Below are 17,945 nucleotides of genomic sequence, written 5' to 3'. Positions count from 1 at the left end.
TCAGGTACCCCTGCGCCATCCAGCCCCGGGTCGTCTGCCCCTGCGTCGGCTACTCCTGGGTCGTCTGTACCCGGGTCGTCCACGCCTGCCGCTTCGCCGACCGCTTCGCCCACCACCGCGTCGACCGCCGCGCCCCCGTCCGGTGCCTCGCCCGGTTCCCCGGCCGGACCCGGGGAGGGCCGCTCCGGGCAGCAGCCGCCGCCCAGCGCGACCCAGACCGCTCCCGTGGCGGGCGCCCCCGCACCCCGTACCGCCCCGGAACCCGGTACCGCCCCGGAACCCCGTACCGCCCACGCCGCGCCTGGCCCCGCCCACGCCGCGCCTGGCACCGCCCTTGCCGGGCCGGGTGCCGCGACAGCCGGGCCGGTCGCCCCCGCCGCCGGACCCCCGGTCGGTGCCCTTGGTGGCGCGACTCCCCCCGTCTCCGCCGCTTCCCCCGCTTCCACGAGCCCCACCGGACCGTCCGGCCCCGCCGGTACCCCCGCCCCCGCCGGTACCCCCGCCCCCGCCGGTACCCCCGCCCGCGCCGGACACCCCACCGCCCAGCCGTACGCCCACGCCGCCCCGTTCACGGGTACCGCCACCCGTACCTCCGGCGGCACCCGGCCCGACGGGCCCCTGCCCGGCGGGGTGCGTCCCGGTTCCGCCCCGGGCCCCGACACCGTCCCCGTACTGGGCGCCGGGGCGAAGAGCGCCCGGCTCCGGCACGGCGACCCGGTGCTGCGCCGGGTGCTCCGGCTGGCGCAGCACGCGTTCGGGAGTTCCGCCGCGCGGGCCGTGGCCGAGAGCACGGAACTCGTCGCCCAGGTGCAGCAGCCCGTCACCACCGGACGGCAGATCGTCGTCACCAGCATCCGGGGCGGCGCCGGGAAGACCACGGTGACCGCCCTGCTCAGCCGCACGTTCAACCACTTCCGGCACGACCCGGTGCTCACCCTGGAGGCCGATGCCGCGCTCGGTACCCTCCCCGCCCGGCTCGGCGTCGACCAGTTGCGCTGGACGTGCACCGACCTCGTCCAGATCCTGCGCCCGTCGATGCAGCTCACCGACGTCACCGGCTATCTCGTACCGCTCACCGACGGAGGCTGGCTGCTGCCCGGCAGCCAGGGCCGGATCGGTGCCCGGATCGACATCGCCACCTACCGCACGGTGATGGTCGCGCTGCGCCGGTACTTCGGGGTGACCCTCGTGGACTGCGAGACCCTGCCCGGCGAGGTCGCCCGTACCGCGCTGGACACCGCCCAGGCCCGGGTGCTCGTCACCCCCGCGACCACCGAGGGCGTCGCGTCGACCGGCGCGGTCCTGGACTGGCTCGGCTCCCTGCCGGTGGCCGTCCTGCCACGCACCGTCGTCGTACTGACCGCCACGAGTCCCGATGCCTCCCTGGACGCGGGCGCAGCCGCCGAGGCGCTGGCCCGCAGTGGGGTGGGCGTCGTCGTCCTGCCCTACGACCGTCATCTGGCGTCCGGCGGGGTCATCCGCACCGACCATCTCGGCGCGGCCACCCGGCAGGCGGCGACCCGGCTTGCCGCCGAGGTGATGCAACGCGCGGTCGGTGCGCGGTGACCCAGCAGCTCGTCCACCGGCCGGCCCGCAGCTCCCGGCCCCTGCCGCCGCCCGCGAACCGGGTCGTCGAGGCCCCGCCGAACCTCCCCGAGGGCAAGATCGGCGGCGCCGCGACCGCGCTGCTGCCGATGGCCGGGGTGATGGGCTCGGTCGTGATGATGACGGTCATCCGCAACAGCCGGTTCGCCGCCGTCGGCGCGATCGTGCTGGTCTTCGCGCTGCTCGGCGCCGTCGCCCTGTTCTGGTCCCAGCGCGGCAAGGCGCAGCGCACCCGCAGTACCCAGCGCGAGCGTTATCTGGAGTACCTGGAGGAGCAGCGCGAGGAACTGGGCGTCGTGGAGCGCAAGCTCCGTGGCCAGGCCCGGCGGCTCAATCCGCCGCCGCAGGCCCTGTACGACATCGTGCGGGACCCGGCCCGGCTGTGGGAGCGGCGCCGTACCGACCCGGACTTCCTGCGGGTACGCCTCGGCACCGGTGAGGTCGCCCTCCAGGACCTGACGCTCGGCCAGAACCCCGGCGGGGTCCTCGCCCCGCCCGACCGTTTCATGCTGAACGAGGCGGGCGCCCTGCTGTCCCGCTTCACCCGGGCCCGGGACTTCCCGCTGACCGTGCCGCTGGACCGCGCCGGGAACATCAGCGTCGTCGGCGACCGCGAGGGCGTGCTGCGGGTGGCGCGGGCGCTGCTCACGCACACCGCCGTGCTGCACGCCCCCGAGGACGTGTCGCTGGCCCTCGGGGTGCCGGGGGAGCGGCTCGCGGACGACTGGGAGTGGGCCAAGTGGCTTCCCCATGTCCTCGACACCCAGGAGCAGGACGGCCCGGTGGCCGTGCGCCGGATCGCCCCGAGCATGCCGCAGCTCGCCGTGGTGCTCGGCGGGGAACTGCGCCGCCGCGCGTCCTACGCGGCCGAGGTCCGCCGGGGACTGTCCGACCGCAACGCGCTGCGGATGGCGAGCCGCATGCTGGTGGTCAGCGACGAGTACGGCGGCAACGCCGTCGAACTGCCCGTCCCCGACTCGGCGGTGGGCCTCGCCGACATGAACGTCACCGTGCTGCATCTGCTCGCCGAGCAGGTCCACGAGCCCGACGAGGTGTCCGTACGGATCACCGTCGACGGTGAGCACGTCACGGTGGAGGATCTGCGGGTGGTGCCCGACCCGACGTCCGCCGCGCCCGAGGCCCGGCCCGACGAGGGCACCTCGGACACGCTGGGGGTGCCCGGCGCGGAGGGCCTCGCCCGGATGATGGCGCCGCTGCGGCTGTCCGCCGAGTCCGTCGCGGACGGCACCCCGGTCTCCGGGCCCGTCGACTTCCCCGCCCTGATCGGCGTCACCGATCCCGCCGCCCTCGACCTCGACCGGCTGTGGGCGTCGCGCGGGGAACGCGACTTCCTGCGGGTACCGATCGGACTGGACGACCGGCACGGGCCCGTCCTGCTCGACCTCAAGGAGTCCTCCCAGCTGGGGATGGGCCCGCACGGACTGTGCGTCGGCGCGACCGGCTCCGGCAAGAGCGAACTGCTGCGCACCCTCGTCCTCGCGCTGGTCGCCACCCACTCGCCGGAACAACTGGCGATGGTCCTCGTCGACTACAAGGGCGGCGCGACCTTCGCGCCGTTCGCCGAACTCCCCCATGTCGCGGGCGTGATCACCAACCTGGAGAACCAGGCGGGGCTGGTCGAACGCGTCCACACCTCCCTCGCGGGCGAGGTCAAGCGCCGTCAGCAGGTCCTCAAGGACGCGGGCAACGTCGCCGACATCGGCCACTACGCCGCGCTGCGCGCCGAACGCCGTCCCGAGCTGGAGCCGCTGCCGCATCTGTTCGTCGTCATCGACGAGTTCGGCGAACTGCTCACCGCGAAGCCCGACTTCATCGACCTGTTCCTGTCCATCGGCCGGATCGGGCGCTCCATCGGCGTCCATCTGCTGCTGTCCAGCCAGCGCATCGAGGGCGGCAAGCTCAAGGGCCTCGACACCTATCTGTCGTACCGGCTCGGGCTGCGGACGTTCTCCCCCGACGAGTCGCGGACCGTCCTCGACACCACCGACGCGTTCCATCTGCCGCCGCTGCCCGGCTTCGGCTACCTCAAGGTCGACACCTCCGCGTACACACGCTTCAAGGCCGGTTACGTCTCCGGGCGTTACCGGGGCGCGCTGCTGGACAAGACCGAGGAGGAGGGCCCGCTGGCCCTCGCCTATCCCACGTACAACACCCTCGCCGACAGCGCGGGCGGCGCCGAGGGACCGGGCGCCGAGGACAGCAGACCCGCCGCCACCGTCCGGGAGACCGGCCCGACCGTGCTGTCCGTGATGGTCGACCAGCTCAAGGGCGCCGCTCCGCCCGCCCGCCGTATCTGGCTGCCGCCGCTGCCCGACGCGCTGTCCCTGGACACCGCCGCCGGTCCGCTCGGCGCCGATGAGCACGGGATGCGGCTCGGTGACCGGCGCGGTGCCCCCATGAAGGTCCCGCTGGGCGTCCTGGACGCCCCCGCCCGGCAGTGGCGCGGCCCCTGGGAACTGGATCTGACCGTGGCGGGCGGGCACACCGCCGTGATCGGCGGCCCCCAGTCCGGCAAGACGACGCTGCTGCGCACCCTCGCCCTGTCCCTCGCGCTCACCCACACCCCCCGCGACGTCGCGGTCTACGGACTGGACCTGGCCGGTGGCGGGCTCGCCGCGCTCGCCGGGCTGCCGCACGTCGGCGGGGTCGCCGGCCGCGCCGACCAGGAGCGGGTGGCCCGCACGGTCGCGGAGGTACGGAACATGCTCGCCGCCCGGGAGCAGCTCTTCCGCGAGCACGGCATCGACTCCGTCGACCAGCTCCGGCGGCTGCGCGCCCAGGGCCGGATCGGTGAGCTCCCCGCGACCGACGTGGTGCTCCTGATCGACGGATACGGGGCCCTGCGCGAGGAGTTCTCCTCCATCGACGACGCGGTGAACGACATCCTCCGGCGCGGCGGCGGCTACGGCATCCATGTGGTGGCGGGCATGCTGCGCTGGAACGATGTCCGGATCGCGGGCCAGTCGATGTTCGGTACGCGGGTCGAGCTGCGGCTCAACGACCCCTCCGATTCGGGGATCGACCGGAAGCTCTCCGAGACGATCCCGACGGACGCCCCGGGCCGGGTGCTCACCGACCAGAAGCTGTTCGCTCAGGTCGCGCTGCCCCGTATCGACGGCGGCACGGGCGACGACGGCGACGGGGACACCGTGGGCGACCCGGGCGCCGCGCTGGAGGACGCCGTCGCCACGATCCGCGCCACCTGGCACGGCGACCTCGCGCCGCCCGTCCGGGTGCTGCCCACCCGGCTGTCGTCCGCGAAGCTGCCCGCCGCGCACAGCGAACCCCGCCGCACCCCGATCGGGGTCGACCAGGACGCGCTGGCACCCGTCCTCCTCGACCTGTTCGCCCAGGACCAGCATCTGCTGATCCTCGGTGACAACGAGTGCGGCAAGACGAACCTGCTGAAGCTGATCGCCGCCGGGCTGATCGCCCGCCACGCGGACGACGAGCTGGTCTTCGCCGTGTTCGACCCCCGGCGGGGACTGCGCGCGGTGGTCCCCGAGCCGTACCGGGGCGGCTACGCCCACAACGCCCGGATCTCCGCCGCGCTGGCCTCGGGCATCGCCAAGGAACTCGACAAACGGCTCCCGGACGAGGGCATCGACCCCGACGCACCCGCCGACGGCCCGTCCTTCACGGGCCCGAGGATCGTGATCCTCGTCGACGACTACGACATCCTGACCACCGCCGGACAGCAGCCGCTCGCGCCCTTCCTGCCGTATGTCTCCTCCGCCCAGGACATCGGTCTGCACTTCGTGGTCGCCCGCCGGGTCGCCGGGTCCTCCCGGGCCCTGTACGAGCCGTTCCTGACGACCCTGCGGGAATCGGGGACGGCGGCCCTGGTGATGACCGGCGACCGTTCCGAGGGCCAGCTCTTCCCCGGTCTCTACGCGAGCCCCCAGCCGCCCGGCCGGGGCACCCTGGTCCGGCGCGGACGCCCCCATCAGCTGATCCAGACCGCCCTGGCCGCCGCCGACGACGAGACGGACGACTCATGACCGACGCGCACCCGGTGACCCCCGCGCCCCCCGCCCCCGTGCACCCCGCCCCCGTGCACCCGGCCCTTGTGCACCTGGACCTCGCGCGTCCGGGCCTGGTGCACCTGGACTTTGCGCACCTGGACCTAGCGCGTCCGGACCTCGCGCGTCCGGGCCTGGTGCACCCCGATCCCCCGCCCCTCGATCCCCCGCACCCCGGACCCGGGCATCGCCGCCCCGGGCGTCCCGGCCCCCGGACCCGTGAGCACACCGCGCGGCGGGCCGCCGTATGACCAAGGACGTCATCGCGCTCACCCCGAAGATGCCCGACGCGCTGTCCCTGCTGGTGGGACTGCACGCGGGCGGTCCCGGTACGGAGGTGACGGCCACCGCCGACGGCGCCGTGGTCCAGCTCCTCGGCTCGGGCGGCCGTCCGCTGGTGTCCGTGGAGTCACCGCTCCTGGTCCAGGTACCGGGCGAGATCGAGCGACTGCTCGGGGCGGAGAGCGCGGCCCAGGCCCCCGTACCGGTGTGGTGGACGGAGACCCGTGCCTCCAGCGCGGTGCCCGAGGCCGAGCGGCTCGCCGGATCGGTCGTCGGACGGCTCACCCATCTGCTCGGCGGCACCGTGTGGCCGCCCGGCGCGGGCACGATCGGCGTGGTGCCGGTGGAGAGCGATCCCGGTGACGGGACCGACCAGACGGCCGTGATCGTCGCCGAGGACGCGCTGCCCGCGGTCGACGTGGTCACCGAGTCGACGGTGGTCGTGCTCGCGGACCGGCCCGTCGTCCCGCTGACCGCCTGGCTCTCCGAGGTGCTGCGCACCACCGCCGCACAGGACTCCGCGCTCCAGATCGTCACCCCCGCCCACTGCCGCCTCAGCCACCATCTGCGGACCGCGCTGACCGGCCCGCCCAACCGCTGGGTCGTCCAGCACCCCGACTGCGGCTACTACGACGGGCTGACCGGTGCCGTACTGCGCTGGCAGCACGGCACCTTCGCCGTCGTCACCGACGAGTCCGGTCAGGGCACCGTCGCCGAGCCGTACCGGCCGTCCGGCCCCACCGGCGAACACCAGCTCACCGTCTCCTTCCGCACTGCCTATCCGCCGGAAGGGGAACTGCTGCTCGGCCGCTCCCTGGAACTGGCCTGGCGGACCCTCACCGGTGCGCCCCCGGCCGGCTGGGGAACCGCCGAGCCGGTCAATCTGCCGTGGTCACCCCGTCAGATCACCGATCTGGCGCGCGGCCGGGTGCCAGAGCCGACCCTGATCACGGCGGTCGGCAGCCCCGACCGGCCCGCCCTGGCGACGGTACGGATCACCCGGACGACGGCGGGCGTCGAGGAGAACGTCACCCTCACCATCGGCTACGGCGAAGGGGAGCGGGTCCCCCTGGACGCCGTGCGAACCCTTGCCGGGGCCCTGGCGGACGGGGAGCACGGGCTGATCTCCCTGCTGGCGACCCTCGGTCCGGCCCGCCGTGACCTCACCGCGCCCCCGGTCTTCGAGGCGCCGCCCGTACCGCTGTCCTTCACCCTCGGCGCCGAGGGTGTCCTGGAGACCACACTCACCCACGCCCGCCGGCCCCCGCTCACCCTGCGCCCCGTGCAACTGGGACCGGAGGCCAGGCCGGCACTGCACTATCCCCTGGGCGACGGCACCCGCGCGGAGGCATGGAACACCCTGGACGTGCTGCTGACCCATCTGCGACGACGGGCGGCGGTCTGAGCCGGCCGGCCGTACCTTCCACCAGTTCGCCAGCAGGTGTCAGGCGCCCGACCGCGCCACCGTCACCACCGCCAGGCAGCAGGCAGCAGGCAGCAGGCAGCAGGCAGCAGGCAGCAGGCAGGCACCGCACCGCACGGCCGCCGCGTCGCCGGGGCGCCACGTCTCCGTGGCACCGCAGAGCATGTTCCACGTGAAACACCCATCCGGCGACGTTTCACGTGGAACACGACGGTTTCACGTGGAACATGACGATGGGCGGCCACCCTCGCGGGGTGGCCGCCCATCGTCGGAGCCGGAGCCGGAGCCGGAGCCGGAGCCGGAGTCGGAGCCGGAGTCGGAGCCGGAGTCGTGGTCGCTGGAGCCGCGGGAGCTGGAGCCCGGGTCCCGGTGGCGCCGCTACTCCCGGTCCTGCGGGTCGCCCTCGGCGTCCAGCTGTGCCTGCTTGGCCTCCACCTCGGGGTCGAGGGCATCCGGGGAACCGTCGACGGCGTTCAGCGTGCCGCCCGACTCGGGTACCTCCGTCGCGGCGGGCGGCTCGACCAGCCAGTCCGGGTTGGCCTGCTTGTCCCACCACTTCCACGCGGCGAAGGCGCCACCCGCCAGCACGCCGAGGATCAGCACCCCCTTCACGGCACGTCCGGCACGGGCCCGGCGCTCATGCCTGCGGACCAGCTTGCGCACCTCGTCGGCGCTGACCTGTCCGCGCAGCGCGGCGATCGCCGCCGCCCCACGGGAGGCCGCCTCGTCCCGTACGGGTCCGGCGGCGGCCACCGCGTGCTCGATCCGCGGCCGGGAGTACTCCGCGGCCTGCCGGGCCGCCTTGCGGGTGCGCAGGGCGGCCTCCTGGGCGGCGTGGTCGACCTTCGGCGGTACATGGGTACGGGCCTGCTCGATCACGGGTGCGAGATGGGCGCCGTACTGGACACGGGCCTGCTCGGCGGCCTGCTGCGCGGCATGCGACACCTTGGGTGCCAGCCGTACGCGGGCCTCGGTCGCGTACTGTGCGGCCCGGTCCTTGGCGGTGTCGGCGTAGGGCGCCACCACTTCCGCGGCGTGCAGCACGCTGTCCTTCGCCGAACCGGTCGCGGCGCGCACGCTGTCGATGCGGGTCACGGGAACCTCCTCCTCGGTGGCGTACGTAATGCCTGGGGCGTCGTCCCCCACACACACAAAGTCACCGTTCACCTTTCCACCCTTTTTGCGATCATGCCTGCCGTACCACGCGACAGCATGTGAGGAAAGGCATCCGGGTCACACCGGTGGCGGGTGCCGGGCCGGGGAAAGGGGGTGCGGCCGGGGCAGAACCGACCGCCGCACGACGCGCCCTCCCGGTCGTGCGAGGATCGGAGGGTCACAGAGGACAACGGAAGGCAGATCGTGGCCGAGCAGCTTTACGCCACCCTGAAGACCAACCAAGGCGACATCGTGTTGAGGCTCCTGCCCGACCACGCGCCGGAGACGGTCAAGAACTTCGTCGAGCTCGCCCAGGGGCAGCGGGAGTGGGTCCACCCGGAGACGGGCAAGCGGTCGACCGACCGGCTGTACGACGGAACGGTCTTCCACCGGGTCATCCCCGGGTTCATGCTCCAGGGCGGGGACCCGCTGGGGAACGGCACCGGTGGCCCGGGCTACCAGTTCAAGGACGAGTTCCACCCCGACCTCCAGTTCGACCGCCCCTACCTGCTGGCCATGGCCAACGCGGGTCCGGGCACCAACGGCTCCCAGTTCTTCATCACGGTCGAGCCGACGGCGTGGCTGAACCGCAAGCACACCATCTTCGGTGAGGTCGTGGACGACGCCAGCCAGAAGGTCGTGGACGCGATCGCCGGTACGCAGACCAACCCGCGTACCGACCGTCCCGTCAACGACGTGGTCATCGAGTCGGTCGTCGTCGAGAAGCGCTGAACCGGTACAGCCGCCGTCGCTGCCGCCGACCGGTACCGGGGCCCCGCCCCGTACCCGTCCGGCGGTGAGCCGGGGAACAAACCGCCCCGCCCATCCGTCAAGGAGGGCGGGGCAGTGCGTTGGCCGTGCGACCCCCGGGGCCGTGTTCCCGACCGGGGCGCGCGGGTCGGGCGTATGCCTTCGGACGAGTGGGAATGAGGGGACCATGGACCAGGCGCCAGGCGGACCGCACGGGACTCAGGGCCCGCAGGGCGCACCGAGCCTGCCCACCTGCTACCGGCATCCGGACCGTGAGACAGGCATCCGCTGCACCCGCTGCGAGCGGCCGATATGCCCGGAGTGCATGATCAGCGCGTCGGTCGGGTTCCAGTGCCCCGAGTGTGTACGCGACGGATCGGGCACCGGGCACGCCCCCACGGCCAACCAGCCGCGCACCCTCACGGGCGGTTCCCTCGTCAAGGACCCCCGGCTGATCACGAAGATCCTCATCGCGGTCAATCTCTTCGTCTTCGTCGCGATCCAGATCGACAGCCGTCTGGTGAACGATCTGGTGCTGCTCGGGGCCTGGCCCCCGGCCCCGTACCCCGTCACGGAAGGTGTCGCGGACGGTCAGTGGTACCGGCTGGTGACGTCGATGTTCGCGCACCAGGAGGTGTGGCACATCGCGTTCAACATGCTCAGCCTGTGGTGGCTGGGCGGTCCGCTGGAGGCGGCCTTCGGCCGGAGCCGGTATCTCGCGCTGTATCTGCTCTCCGGTCTCGCGGGCGGCGCCCTCACGTATGTGCTGGTCGACCCCACCTCCGCCTCGCTGGGCGCGTCCGGCGCGGTCTACGGTCTCTTCGGTGCCACAGCGGTGCTCGTGAAGCGGCTCAACTACGACATGCGCCCGGTGATCGCGCTTCTCGCGATCAATATGATCTTCACCTTCACCATGCCGGGTATCGCCTGGCAGGCCCATGTCGGCGGTCTGATCGCCGGTCTGGCCATCGCCTACGCCATGGTGCACGCCCCGCGCGAGCGGCGGCCGCTGGTCCAGTGGGGGACCTGTGCGGCGGTACTGCTGGTCGTGGTGGGCACCGTGCTCGTCCGCTCGCTCACGCTGCTCTGAGACCGGGCCGACCGGGCACCGCACGGCCCTGACGCACAACTCCACCCGATGGTTGTCCACAGCGTGTGGCGGATCTTGTGCATGGCGTGGGGAACGTCTGTGCCCCTTGTCCCCGACCTGGGTTTTCCCAGCCAGGACAAGGGGCGAACACGTTTTCGGATACCGGTACGCCAGTCACATCGGCGTCAACCCGCGAGGAGTTATCCACAGATCGTCTGACCTTTTCCCCAGTGTGGAAAAGTTCTGTGGATAACTCAGGGAACAGCTCGGGGCAGAGGTCTCCCACGGGTCCGCGAGGGGACTGCCGGACCCATACTCCGACGCCCTCCGGGCAGCCCGAGAAGCCCCATGACCGGGGATGGATCGGTGCCTGGCCAGGGGCTGCGGGTGCGGAGACTAGCGGGAGGTCACTTCCACTGCGTGGAGACACCGAAGCCCGCGGCGATGAAGCCGAAGCCGACGACGATGTTCCAGTTCGCGAGTGCGTCGATCGGGAGATCGCCGTCCGTGACGTAGAAGACGACGATCCAGGCCAGGCCGATGAAGAACATCGCCAGCATCAGCGGAGCGACCCAGCTCCGGTTGCTCAGCTTGATCGCCGTCGTCTCCTTCGACGGCGGCGGCGTGTAGTCGGCCTTCTTGCGGATACGTGACTTCGGCACGAGGGGCTCTCCTGTCGATGCGCTGCGTGGCCGCGCTTGGACTCGGCGGGCTCGGGGGCAGCGTACAAGCGGAACTGCTAGGGGAAACCGATCGCTCCCCCGGGCGTCCGTTAGCGTAGTGCTTCCTCGGCGCCGTAAGGAGTAAGGGTACGTTGAGCAATTCTGCCGACTCCCCCGGTCTGCGCACCAGTCCCGCTCGTCAGAAGCGTCTGCGACCGGTGCGAATCCTCACCGCGGGCGTCTTCGCGCTCGCCGGACTCCTCTTCGTGACCAGCTTCAACACCGCCAAGGGCACCAATATCCGCACCGACGCCTCCATGCTGAAACTCTCCGACCTGATCCAGGAGCGCAGCGGCAGGAACGGGGAGCTGGAGGAGTCCAACGGCGTCCTGCGCGACGACGTCGAGACCCTCACCAAGAACGGCCACGGCGGTGCGACCAGGACCGAGGAGGACCGGCTGAAGGCGCTGGAGGCCCAGGCCGGTACCCAGGAACTGCGCGGCAAGGCCCTCACCGTCACCCTCGACGACGCCCCGCCGGACGCCACCCCCAAGCTGCCCGGCTACCCCGACCCGCAGCCCGACGACCTGGTCATCCACCAGCAGGACCTCCAGGCCGTGGTGAACGCGCTCTGGCAGGGCGGCGCCGACGGCATCCGGGTCATGGACCAGCGGCTGATCTCCACCAGCGCGGTCCGCTGCGTGGGCAACACCCTGATCCTCCAGGGCCGGGTCTACTCACCGCCCTACAAGATCACCGCGGTCGGCGACCCCGCCAAGCTCAAGCGGGCCCTCAGCTCGGCCCCCTCGATCCAGAACTACATGCTGTACGTGAACGTCTACGGCCTGGGCTGGAAAGTGAACGACGACGGGATGACGACCCTCCCCGGCTACGCGGGCACGGTGGACCTTCACCAGGCGAAGCCGGTGGGCTAGGGGCTCTGTCGGGCCCGCCCCGGAACCGGATCGGTTCAGGGGCCCCTTCGCTGTGACGCACATCCCCCGGCTCTGTTTCACGTGGAACATGCCCGTGCTCCAGGGCGCGGACACCGAGCCGCTCGGACGGGGGTTTGCACGGCAACACCCCCTAACCCGAGTCCCGTCCCCGTACTCTGGTTGACGCATACAACACCGACGGCGAGTAGGGACGGCATGTACGGCTGGATCTGGCGGCATCTGCCGGGAAACGCGTTGATCAAGGCGATGTTGTCCCTGATCCTCGCCCTGGCGGTCGTGTACGTGCTGTTCCAGTACGTGTTCCCGTGGGCCGAGCCCCTGCTCCCCTTCAACGACGTGACCGTCGACGAGGGAAGGGCCCCCACCCAGTGAGCGCGCGGATTCTGGTTGTCGACAACTACGACAGCTTCGTCTTCAACCTCGTCCAGTACCTCTACCAGCTCGGTGCCGAGTGCGAGGTGCTGCGCAACGACGAGGTCTCCACCTCCCATGCCCAGGACGGGTTCGACGGTGTGCTGCTGTCACCCGGTCCGGGCACCCCGGAGCAGGCCGGCGTGTGTATCGACATGGTCCGGCACTGCGCCGCGACCGGGGTGCCCGTCTTCGGGGTCTGTCTCGGGATGCAGTCGATCGCCGTCGCGTACGGCGGTGTCGTGGACCGGGCCCCCGAGCTGCTGCACGGCAAGACCTCACCGGTCGAGCACGCCGGGCAGGGCGTCTTCGCCGGGCTTCCCTCGCCGTTCACCGCGACCCGCTACCACTCGCTCGCCGCCGAGCCCGCGACCGTGCCCGATGTGCTGGAGGTCACGGCCCGCACCCACGACGGCATCATCATGGGACTGCGTCACCGCGAACTTCCCGTCGAGGGTGTGCAGTTCCACCCCGAGTCGGTGCTCACCGAGCACGGCCACCGGATGCTCGCCAACTGGCTGACGGTCTGCGGGGACAGCGGTGCCGTGGACAGATCGGCCGGGCTGGCCCCGGTCGTGGGCAGGGCCAGCGCGTGACCGCGGTACGCCCCGAGCGGGATTCCGGCCCGGGAGCCGCGGACCCGCCGGACACCGGCGACCCCGGTGCCGTCCACGGGGACGGCCGGTACGGCGGACCGTACGAGGTGCCCCGTACGGGGTCCTACGAGGCGGCCTACGAGGTGCCGGGGGCGTTCGAGGCGGCCGTGCGGGGGCTCGCCGATCCGCTGAGCGATCCGCTGCCGGACCTTGGTGGCCCGCCCGGCCAGCCGCCGCCCGCCACGGGCGAGTGGTACGACCCCCAGGGCTACGCCCGCGACTGGTACGGCGGACCCGGACCGGACGGATACCCGCCGCAGCGGCCCGCACCGGACGGGTATCCCCCGCAGCGGCCCGCCCCCGCCCAGGACATCCCGTACGGATACGTGGACCACCCCGTCGACCCGGCACCCCCGTCGCACGGCGGCCCCGCCCCGTACCCCACCCCGGGCCACGGCACCCCGGGCCCGGCCGCCCCGCGTCACCCGGGCCCGGCCCCCGCCCCGGCCGGCCCCGCCGCCTCCGCTCCCGCAGCGACCGGCCCCGCGGCGACCGGCCCCGCCCCCGCTCCCGTAGACGGGACCGGCCGCCCCGGGCCCGCCGCGCGAATAGCGGGACCCGGCCCCCTCCCGGCGGAGGTCCCCGCACCGCACACCGCCCCCTTCCGTCCGTACGACGGCGCCCCCGGAGGGCACCGGGCGGGCCCCCGGAGCGGTGGCCCCGGTCCCGAACGCCCCTTCGAAGGCCGTACCGCCCGCCACAGGGCCGCGGAACGCGACCCGGGTGACGTACAGAGCACCGTGGTCCTCCCGGCCGTCTCCGGGGCACCTGACGGCTTCGCCGGACCCCGCTGGGACGACGGGCGCGACCCCGGCGCCCACGACCGGTCCGCCCACCGCGCGCCCCGCCACCGGGACCCGCACGCCCCGGCCCCCTACGACGCCGCCCCGTACGACGGCCACGGGTCCCACGACGAGTACGACGAGGACGGCGAGCACGACGAGTACGACCGGTACGGCGACCGGGCCTGCTACGACGACGACCCCGACTCCCACGGGCCCGCCCCGCTCTCCCGGGTGGAGGCCCGGCGCGCGGCACGGGCGCGGAAGCCGACCGCCGGTGTCGTCGTCAGCCGGGCGCTGGGGGAGTTGTTCATCACCGTCGGTGTGCTGATGCTGCTGTTCGTCACGTACCAGCTCTGGTGGACGAACATCCGGGCCCAGCAGCAGGCGAACGGCGCCGCCAACCAGATCCAGGAGGACTGGGCCAAGGGCAAGCGCGCCCCCGGGTCGTTCGAGCCCGGCCAGGGCTTCGCGATCATGCACATCCCGGCCCTGGACGTGGTCGTGCCCGTCGCCGAGGGCATAGACAAGAAGAGCGTCCTCGACCGCGGGCTGGTCGGCCACTACGCCGAGGGCAGCCTCAAGACCGCGATGCCGGAGGCGAAGTCGGGCAACTTCGCGGTCGCGGGCCACCGCAACACCCATGGCGAGCCGTTCCGGTACATCAACCGGCTGAAGCCCGGTGACCCGATCGTGATCGAGACCCAGGACACCTACTTCGTCTACAAGATGGCGAGCATCCTGCCGCAGACCCCGCCGAGCAACGTCTCCGTCCTCGAACCGATTCCGCCCGGGTCGGGCTTCACCGGACCGGGCCGTTACCTCACACTGACCACGTGCACCCCCGAGTTCACCAGCAAGTACCGGATGATCGTGTGGGGCAAGATGGCCGAGGAGCGGCCGCGTTCCGAGGGGAAGCCGGACGCCCTCGTCGGCTGAGCCGCACGGACCGTACGGACAGACAGGGCACGATGCAGTGGTGACGACGACCGAGCACGACGAGCGGCCGGACACGGCTCCGGTCACGCCGGGACAGCGGCGGGGGCGCGGCAGGGCCGCCGCCGCCGTCAGCGTCTTCGGTGAACTCCTGATCACGGCCGGGCTGGTGCTCGGTCTGTTCGTCGCGTACTCGCTGTGGTGGACCAACGTCCTCGCCGACCGGGAGGCCGACAAGCAGGGCGACAAGGTCCGTGACACCTGGGCCGGTGACGGGCCCGCCGGACCCGGCGGACCGGGCGCGCTGGACACCAAGGACGGCATCGGCTTCCTGCATGTCCCGACGATGAACGGCGACGACGAGATCCTGATCAAGAAGGGGACGGCGACCGGCCTCCTCAACGACGGGGTCGCGGGCTACTACACCAAGCCGGTGAGGTCGGCGCTCCCGCAGGACCCCAAGGGCAACTTCTCGCTCGCCGCGCACCGGGACGGCCACGGCGCCAAGTTCCATGACATCCACAAGATCAGGAACGGCGACCCGATCGTCTTCGAGTCCAAGGACACCTGGTACGTCTACAAGGTGTACTCGGTGCTGCCCGAGACCTCGAAGTACAACGTGAAGGTCCTCGACCCCGTGCCCAAGGAGTCCGGCGCCAAGAAGGCCGGACGGTACATCACGCTCACCACGTGCACCCCGGTGTACACATCCACCTACCGGTACGTGGTCTGGGGCGAGATGGTCCGCACCGAGAAGGTCGACGAGGACCGGACACCCCCGAAGGAACTGCGCTGACGCCCTGAGCGGCACGTACAGGCAACCGGCCACCGGCACGTACGGCCTGCGGACCCGTCCGTACAGCAGAAGGTCCCGGCCCCCCGTCGAGCGGGGGACCGGGACCTTCTGCGATGCGCTGGACGGACCGGACCGGACCGTGCGCGGGAGCCGCTAGCTCCTGCGGCCTCCGAGCACGCCGCCGAAGAAGCCGACCTCGTCGCCGCCTTCCTCGCCGCCGCCCCCGTCGCCCCCGGTGCCGCCGTTGCCCTGGTCGCCCGGACCGCCCGGGTTCCCGGTGGTGGCCCCGGCGGTCGTCTGGAGGGTGATCGCCGTGCCTTCCGCGACCTGGGTCCCGGCGGGCGGGTTGGAGGTGATGACGATCGCGTTGTCGTCCGTCGGTCCGCCGACCTGGCCGACCGCGAGCTTCAGGTTCGTCAGCTCCTGCTTCGCCTGGCCGAGGGTCTTGGCGGTCAGCAGCGGCACCGCGACCTGCGCGGGCTGCTCCTCCTCCTCTTCCTTCGGCGCCTTGGCGATCTGGAGGGACACCGTGGACCCGGGGACGGCCGAGGTGTTCGCCGACGGGGTCTGGCCGAAGACCTTGCCCGCCTCACTGTCCTCGGTCTCGACCTCGGTGCAGGTGCCTACCAGGTCGTTGCTCTGGAGCTGCTGCTTGGCCGTGTCACAGGTCTGCCCGGCCAGATCCGGCACGGTGACCTGGCGCTTGGCCTTGGCGACGATCAGCGTGACGGGCGAGCCCTTCTCCAGCTCCGTGCCGAAGCCCGGCTTCTGGTCGAGGACGGTGCCCGGCTCCTCGGCGGACTCCTTGGCCTCCTCCGACACGTCGAATTTGAACTCGTCCGCCTCAAGCTTCTTGGTGGCGTCGCCGACGTCGTCACCGATGACGTTCGGCACGGCGACCTTGGGGGCGCCCGTCGACACCGTCACGGTGACCGTCTCGCCCTTGTCGAGCTCGGTGTCCGCCGCCGGGGTCTGGTCGCACACGCTCTCGCGCGGCTGGTCCTCGCACGGCTTGCGGACGACGCTCAGCTTCAGATAGCTGTTGTCGGCCAGCCGCTCGGCGTCGGTCAGCTTCTTGCTGACGAAGTTCGGCACCTCGACGGGGGCGTCCTCACCGCCGCCGCCGCTGGAGATCCACCTGCCGATCAGGATCGCGCCCACCAGCACCAGCACACCCGCCACGGCGAGCAGGATCGTCGCGGCACTGCTCTTCTTCTGCCGGCGGCGGTCGGGCCGGTCGTCGTAGCCGTAACCGCCGTCGTCCGGGTTGACCGGCGGCAGCATCGTCGTCGCGGGCGCGCCGTCGTGGCTGCGCAGCGCCGTCGTCGACTGGTCGTCGCCGTAGCCGCCCTGGTAGCCGCCGTAGCCGACGGACCCCATGGCCGCGGTCGCCGCGACCGGCTGGCCGTCGAGGGCCGCCTCGATGTCGGCGCGCATCTCGTCGGCCGACTGGTAGCGGTAGTCGGGCTCCTTGACCAGCGCCTTCAGGACGATCGCGTCCATCTCGGGGGTGATCTCGGGGTCGAAGACGCTCGGCGGCTGGGCCTCTTCCCGGACATGCTGATAGGCCACCGCCACCGGGGAGTCCCCGATGAACGGCGGGCGCACGGTCAGCAGCTCGTAGAGCAGACAGCCCGTGGAGTAGAGGTCGGAACGGGCGTCCACGGTCTCGCCCTTGGCCTGCTCGGGCGAGAGGTACTGGGCCGTGCCGATGACGGCGGAGGTCTGCGTCATCGTCATCCCGGCGTCACCCATCGCACGGGCGATGCCGAAGTCCATGACCTTGACCTGCCCGGTGCGCGTCAGCATGACGTTCGCGGGCTTGATGTCACGGTGGACGATGTTGTTGCGGTGCGAGTACTCCAGGGCCTGGAGGATGCCGATCGTCATCTCCATGGCCCGCTCGGGCAGCAGCTTGCGGCCCGAGTGCAGCAGCTCACGCAGTGTGGAACCGTCGACGTACTCCATCACGATGTACGGGATGGAGATGTTGTCGATGTAGTCCTCACCCGTGTCGTAGACCGCGACGATCGCCGGATGGTTGAGCGAGGCGGCGGACTGGGCCTCACGGCGGAACCGGGCCTGGAACGACGGATCGCGGGCCAGATCGGCCCGCAGTGTCTTCACGGCTACTGTGCGGCCGAGCCGGGTGTCGGTCGCGAGGTGAACCTCGGCCATGCCACCGCGGCCGAGCACATGGCCCAGCTCGTACCGGCCGCCGAGGCGACGCGGCTCTTCCATAGCTATTCCAGCCCTCTCCGTCGGTCCCGACCGTACCGTCGTCGTACGGTCCGGGCGGTGTGCTGTCCGGCATACCGTACCCGGATCGTCCTACCTGCCCCGGCCGTGTGGATGACCTGATACAGGACCGGTACCGCAACGTGCACCGATGTCAAAG

Annotated in this window: 13 protein-coding genes; 10 read left to right on the top strand and 3 right to left on the bottom strand. The window is 72.0% G+C overall.

Annotated features, from left to right (window positions below):
* The first annotated feature begins 225 nt into the window (after positions 1-225).
* The 3 genes from OG711_RS20030 to OG711_RS20020 all read left to right on the top strand — a co-directional run bounded on the left by OG711_RS20030 (position 226) and on the right by OG711_RS20020 (position 7,335).
* Positions 226-1,566: a MinD/ParA family ATP-binding protein gene (locus OG711_RS20030; RefSeq protein ID WP_266509929.1), complete on the top strand. Its 1,341-nt coding sequence runs from the start codon at positions 226-228 to the stop codon at positions 1,564-1,566.
* Complete coding sequence (gene eccCb / locus OG711_RS20025) at positions 1,563-5,627, top strand: type VII secretion protein EccCb (protein WP_329559962.1); 4,065 nt, start codon at positions 1,563-1,565, stop codon at positions 5,625-5,627. The genes OG711_RS20030 and eccCb overlap by 4 nt, the downstream gene beginning before the upstream one ends.
* Before the next feature lie 268 nt (positions 5,628-5,895).
* Complete coding sequence (locus OG711_RS20020; RefSeq protein ID WP_329559961.1) at positions 5,896-7,335, top strand: DUF6177 family protein; 1,440 nt, start codon at positions 5,896-5,898, stop codon at positions 7,333-7,335.
* Between the two features lie 396 nt (positions 7,336-7,731).
* On the opposite strand, the gene OG711_RS20015 is transcribed toward OG711_RS20020, so the two are convergent.
* Positions 7,732-8,448: a DUF5324 family protein gene (locus OG711_RS20015; RefSeq protein ID WP_073782683.1), complete on the bottom strand. Its 717-nt coding sequence runs from the start codon at positions 8,446-8,448 to the stop codon at positions 7,732-7,734.
* Positions 8,449-8,712: 264 nt separating this feature from the next.
* On the opposite strand from OG711_RS20015, the gene OG711_RS20010 reads away from it, so the two are divergent.
* Both OG711_RS20010 and OG711_RS20005 read left to right on the top strand, forming a co-directional pair.
* A complete protein-coding gene (locus OG711_RS20010; RefSeq protein ID WP_073782685.1) occupies positions 8,713-9,240 on the top strand; it encodes a peptidylprolyl isomerase in 528 nt (175 codons plus the stop codon).
* Between the two features lie 205 nt (positions 9,241-9,445).
* On the top strand, positions 9,446-10,348 hold the full coding sequence (locus tag OG711_RS20005; protein ID WP_073782687.1) for a rhomboid family intramembrane serine protease: 903 nt from the start codon (positions 9,446-9,448) through the stop codon (positions 10,346-10,348).
* Between the two features lie 407 nt (positions 10,349-10,755).
* On the opposite strand, the gene crgA is transcribed toward OG711_RS20005, so the two are convergent.
* Positions 10,756-11,010: a cell division protein CrgA gene (gene crgA / locus OG711_RS20000; RefSeq protein ID WP_073782690.1), complete on the bottom strand. Its 255-nt coding sequence runs from the start codon at positions 11,008-11,010 to the stop codon at positions 10,756-10,758.
* A 152-nt stretch (positions 11,011-11,162) separates the two neighbouring features.
* Here crgA and OG711_RS19995 point away from each other — a divergent pair, with 152 nt between their 5' ends.
* From OG711_RS19995 to OG711_RS19975, 5 genes are all read left to right on the top strand, one after another.
* Positions 11,163-11,945 carry a DUF881 domain-containing protein gene (locus OG711_RS19995; protein WP_073782692.1) on the top strand — a complete coding sequence of 261 codons (783 nt, stop codon included), beginning with the start codon at positions 11,163-11,165 and terminating at the stop codon, positions 11,943-11,945.
* Between the two features lie 216 nt (positions 11,946-12,161).
* Positions 12,162-12,338 carry a hypothetical protein gene (locus OG711_RS19990; RefSeq protein ID WP_099281593.1) on the top strand — a complete coding sequence of 59 codons (177 nt, stop codon included), beginning with the start codon at positions 12,162-12,164 and terminating at the stop codon, positions 12,336-12,338.
* Complete coding sequence (locus OG711_RS19985) at positions 12,335-12,973, top strand: aminodeoxychorismate/anthranilate synthase component II (protein ID WP_329559960.1); 639 nt, start codon at positions 12,335-12,337, stop codon at positions 12,971-12,973. The genes OG711_RS19990 and OG711_RS19985 overlap by 4 nt, the downstream gene beginning before the upstream one ends.
* Positions 12,970-14,754: a class E sortase gene (locus OG711_RS19980; protein WP_405673824.1), complete on the top strand. Its 1,785-nt coding sequence runs from the start codon at positions 12,970-12,972 to the stop codon at positions 14,752-14,754. Before OG711_RS19985 ends, OG711_RS19980 begins: the two co-directional genes overlap by 4 nt.
* Positions 14,755-14,791: 37 nt before the next feature.
* Entirely contained in the window at positions 14,792-15,547 is a 756-nt protein-coding gene (locus OG711_RS19975; protein WP_107499100.1) for a class E sortase, read from the top strand.
* Positions 15,548-15,700: 153 nt separating this feature from the next.
* On the opposite strand, the gene pknB is transcribed toward OG711_RS19975, so the two are convergent.
* A complete protein-coding gene (gene pknB / locus OG711_RS19970) occupies positions 15,701-17,788 on the bottom strand; it encodes a Stk1 family PASTA domain-containing Ser/Thr kinase (protein ID WP_073782698.1) in 2,088 nt (695 codons plus the stop codon).
* Positions 17,789-17,945 lie beyond the last annotated feature (157 nt).

The organism is Streptomyces uncialis (assembly GCF_036250755.1).
Classification (GTDB): Bacteria; Actinomycetota; Actinomycetes; order Streptomycetales; family Streptomycetaceae; genus Streptomyces; species Streptomyces uncialis.
This window is presented reverse-complemented; position numbering and strand designations above follow the sequence as displayed.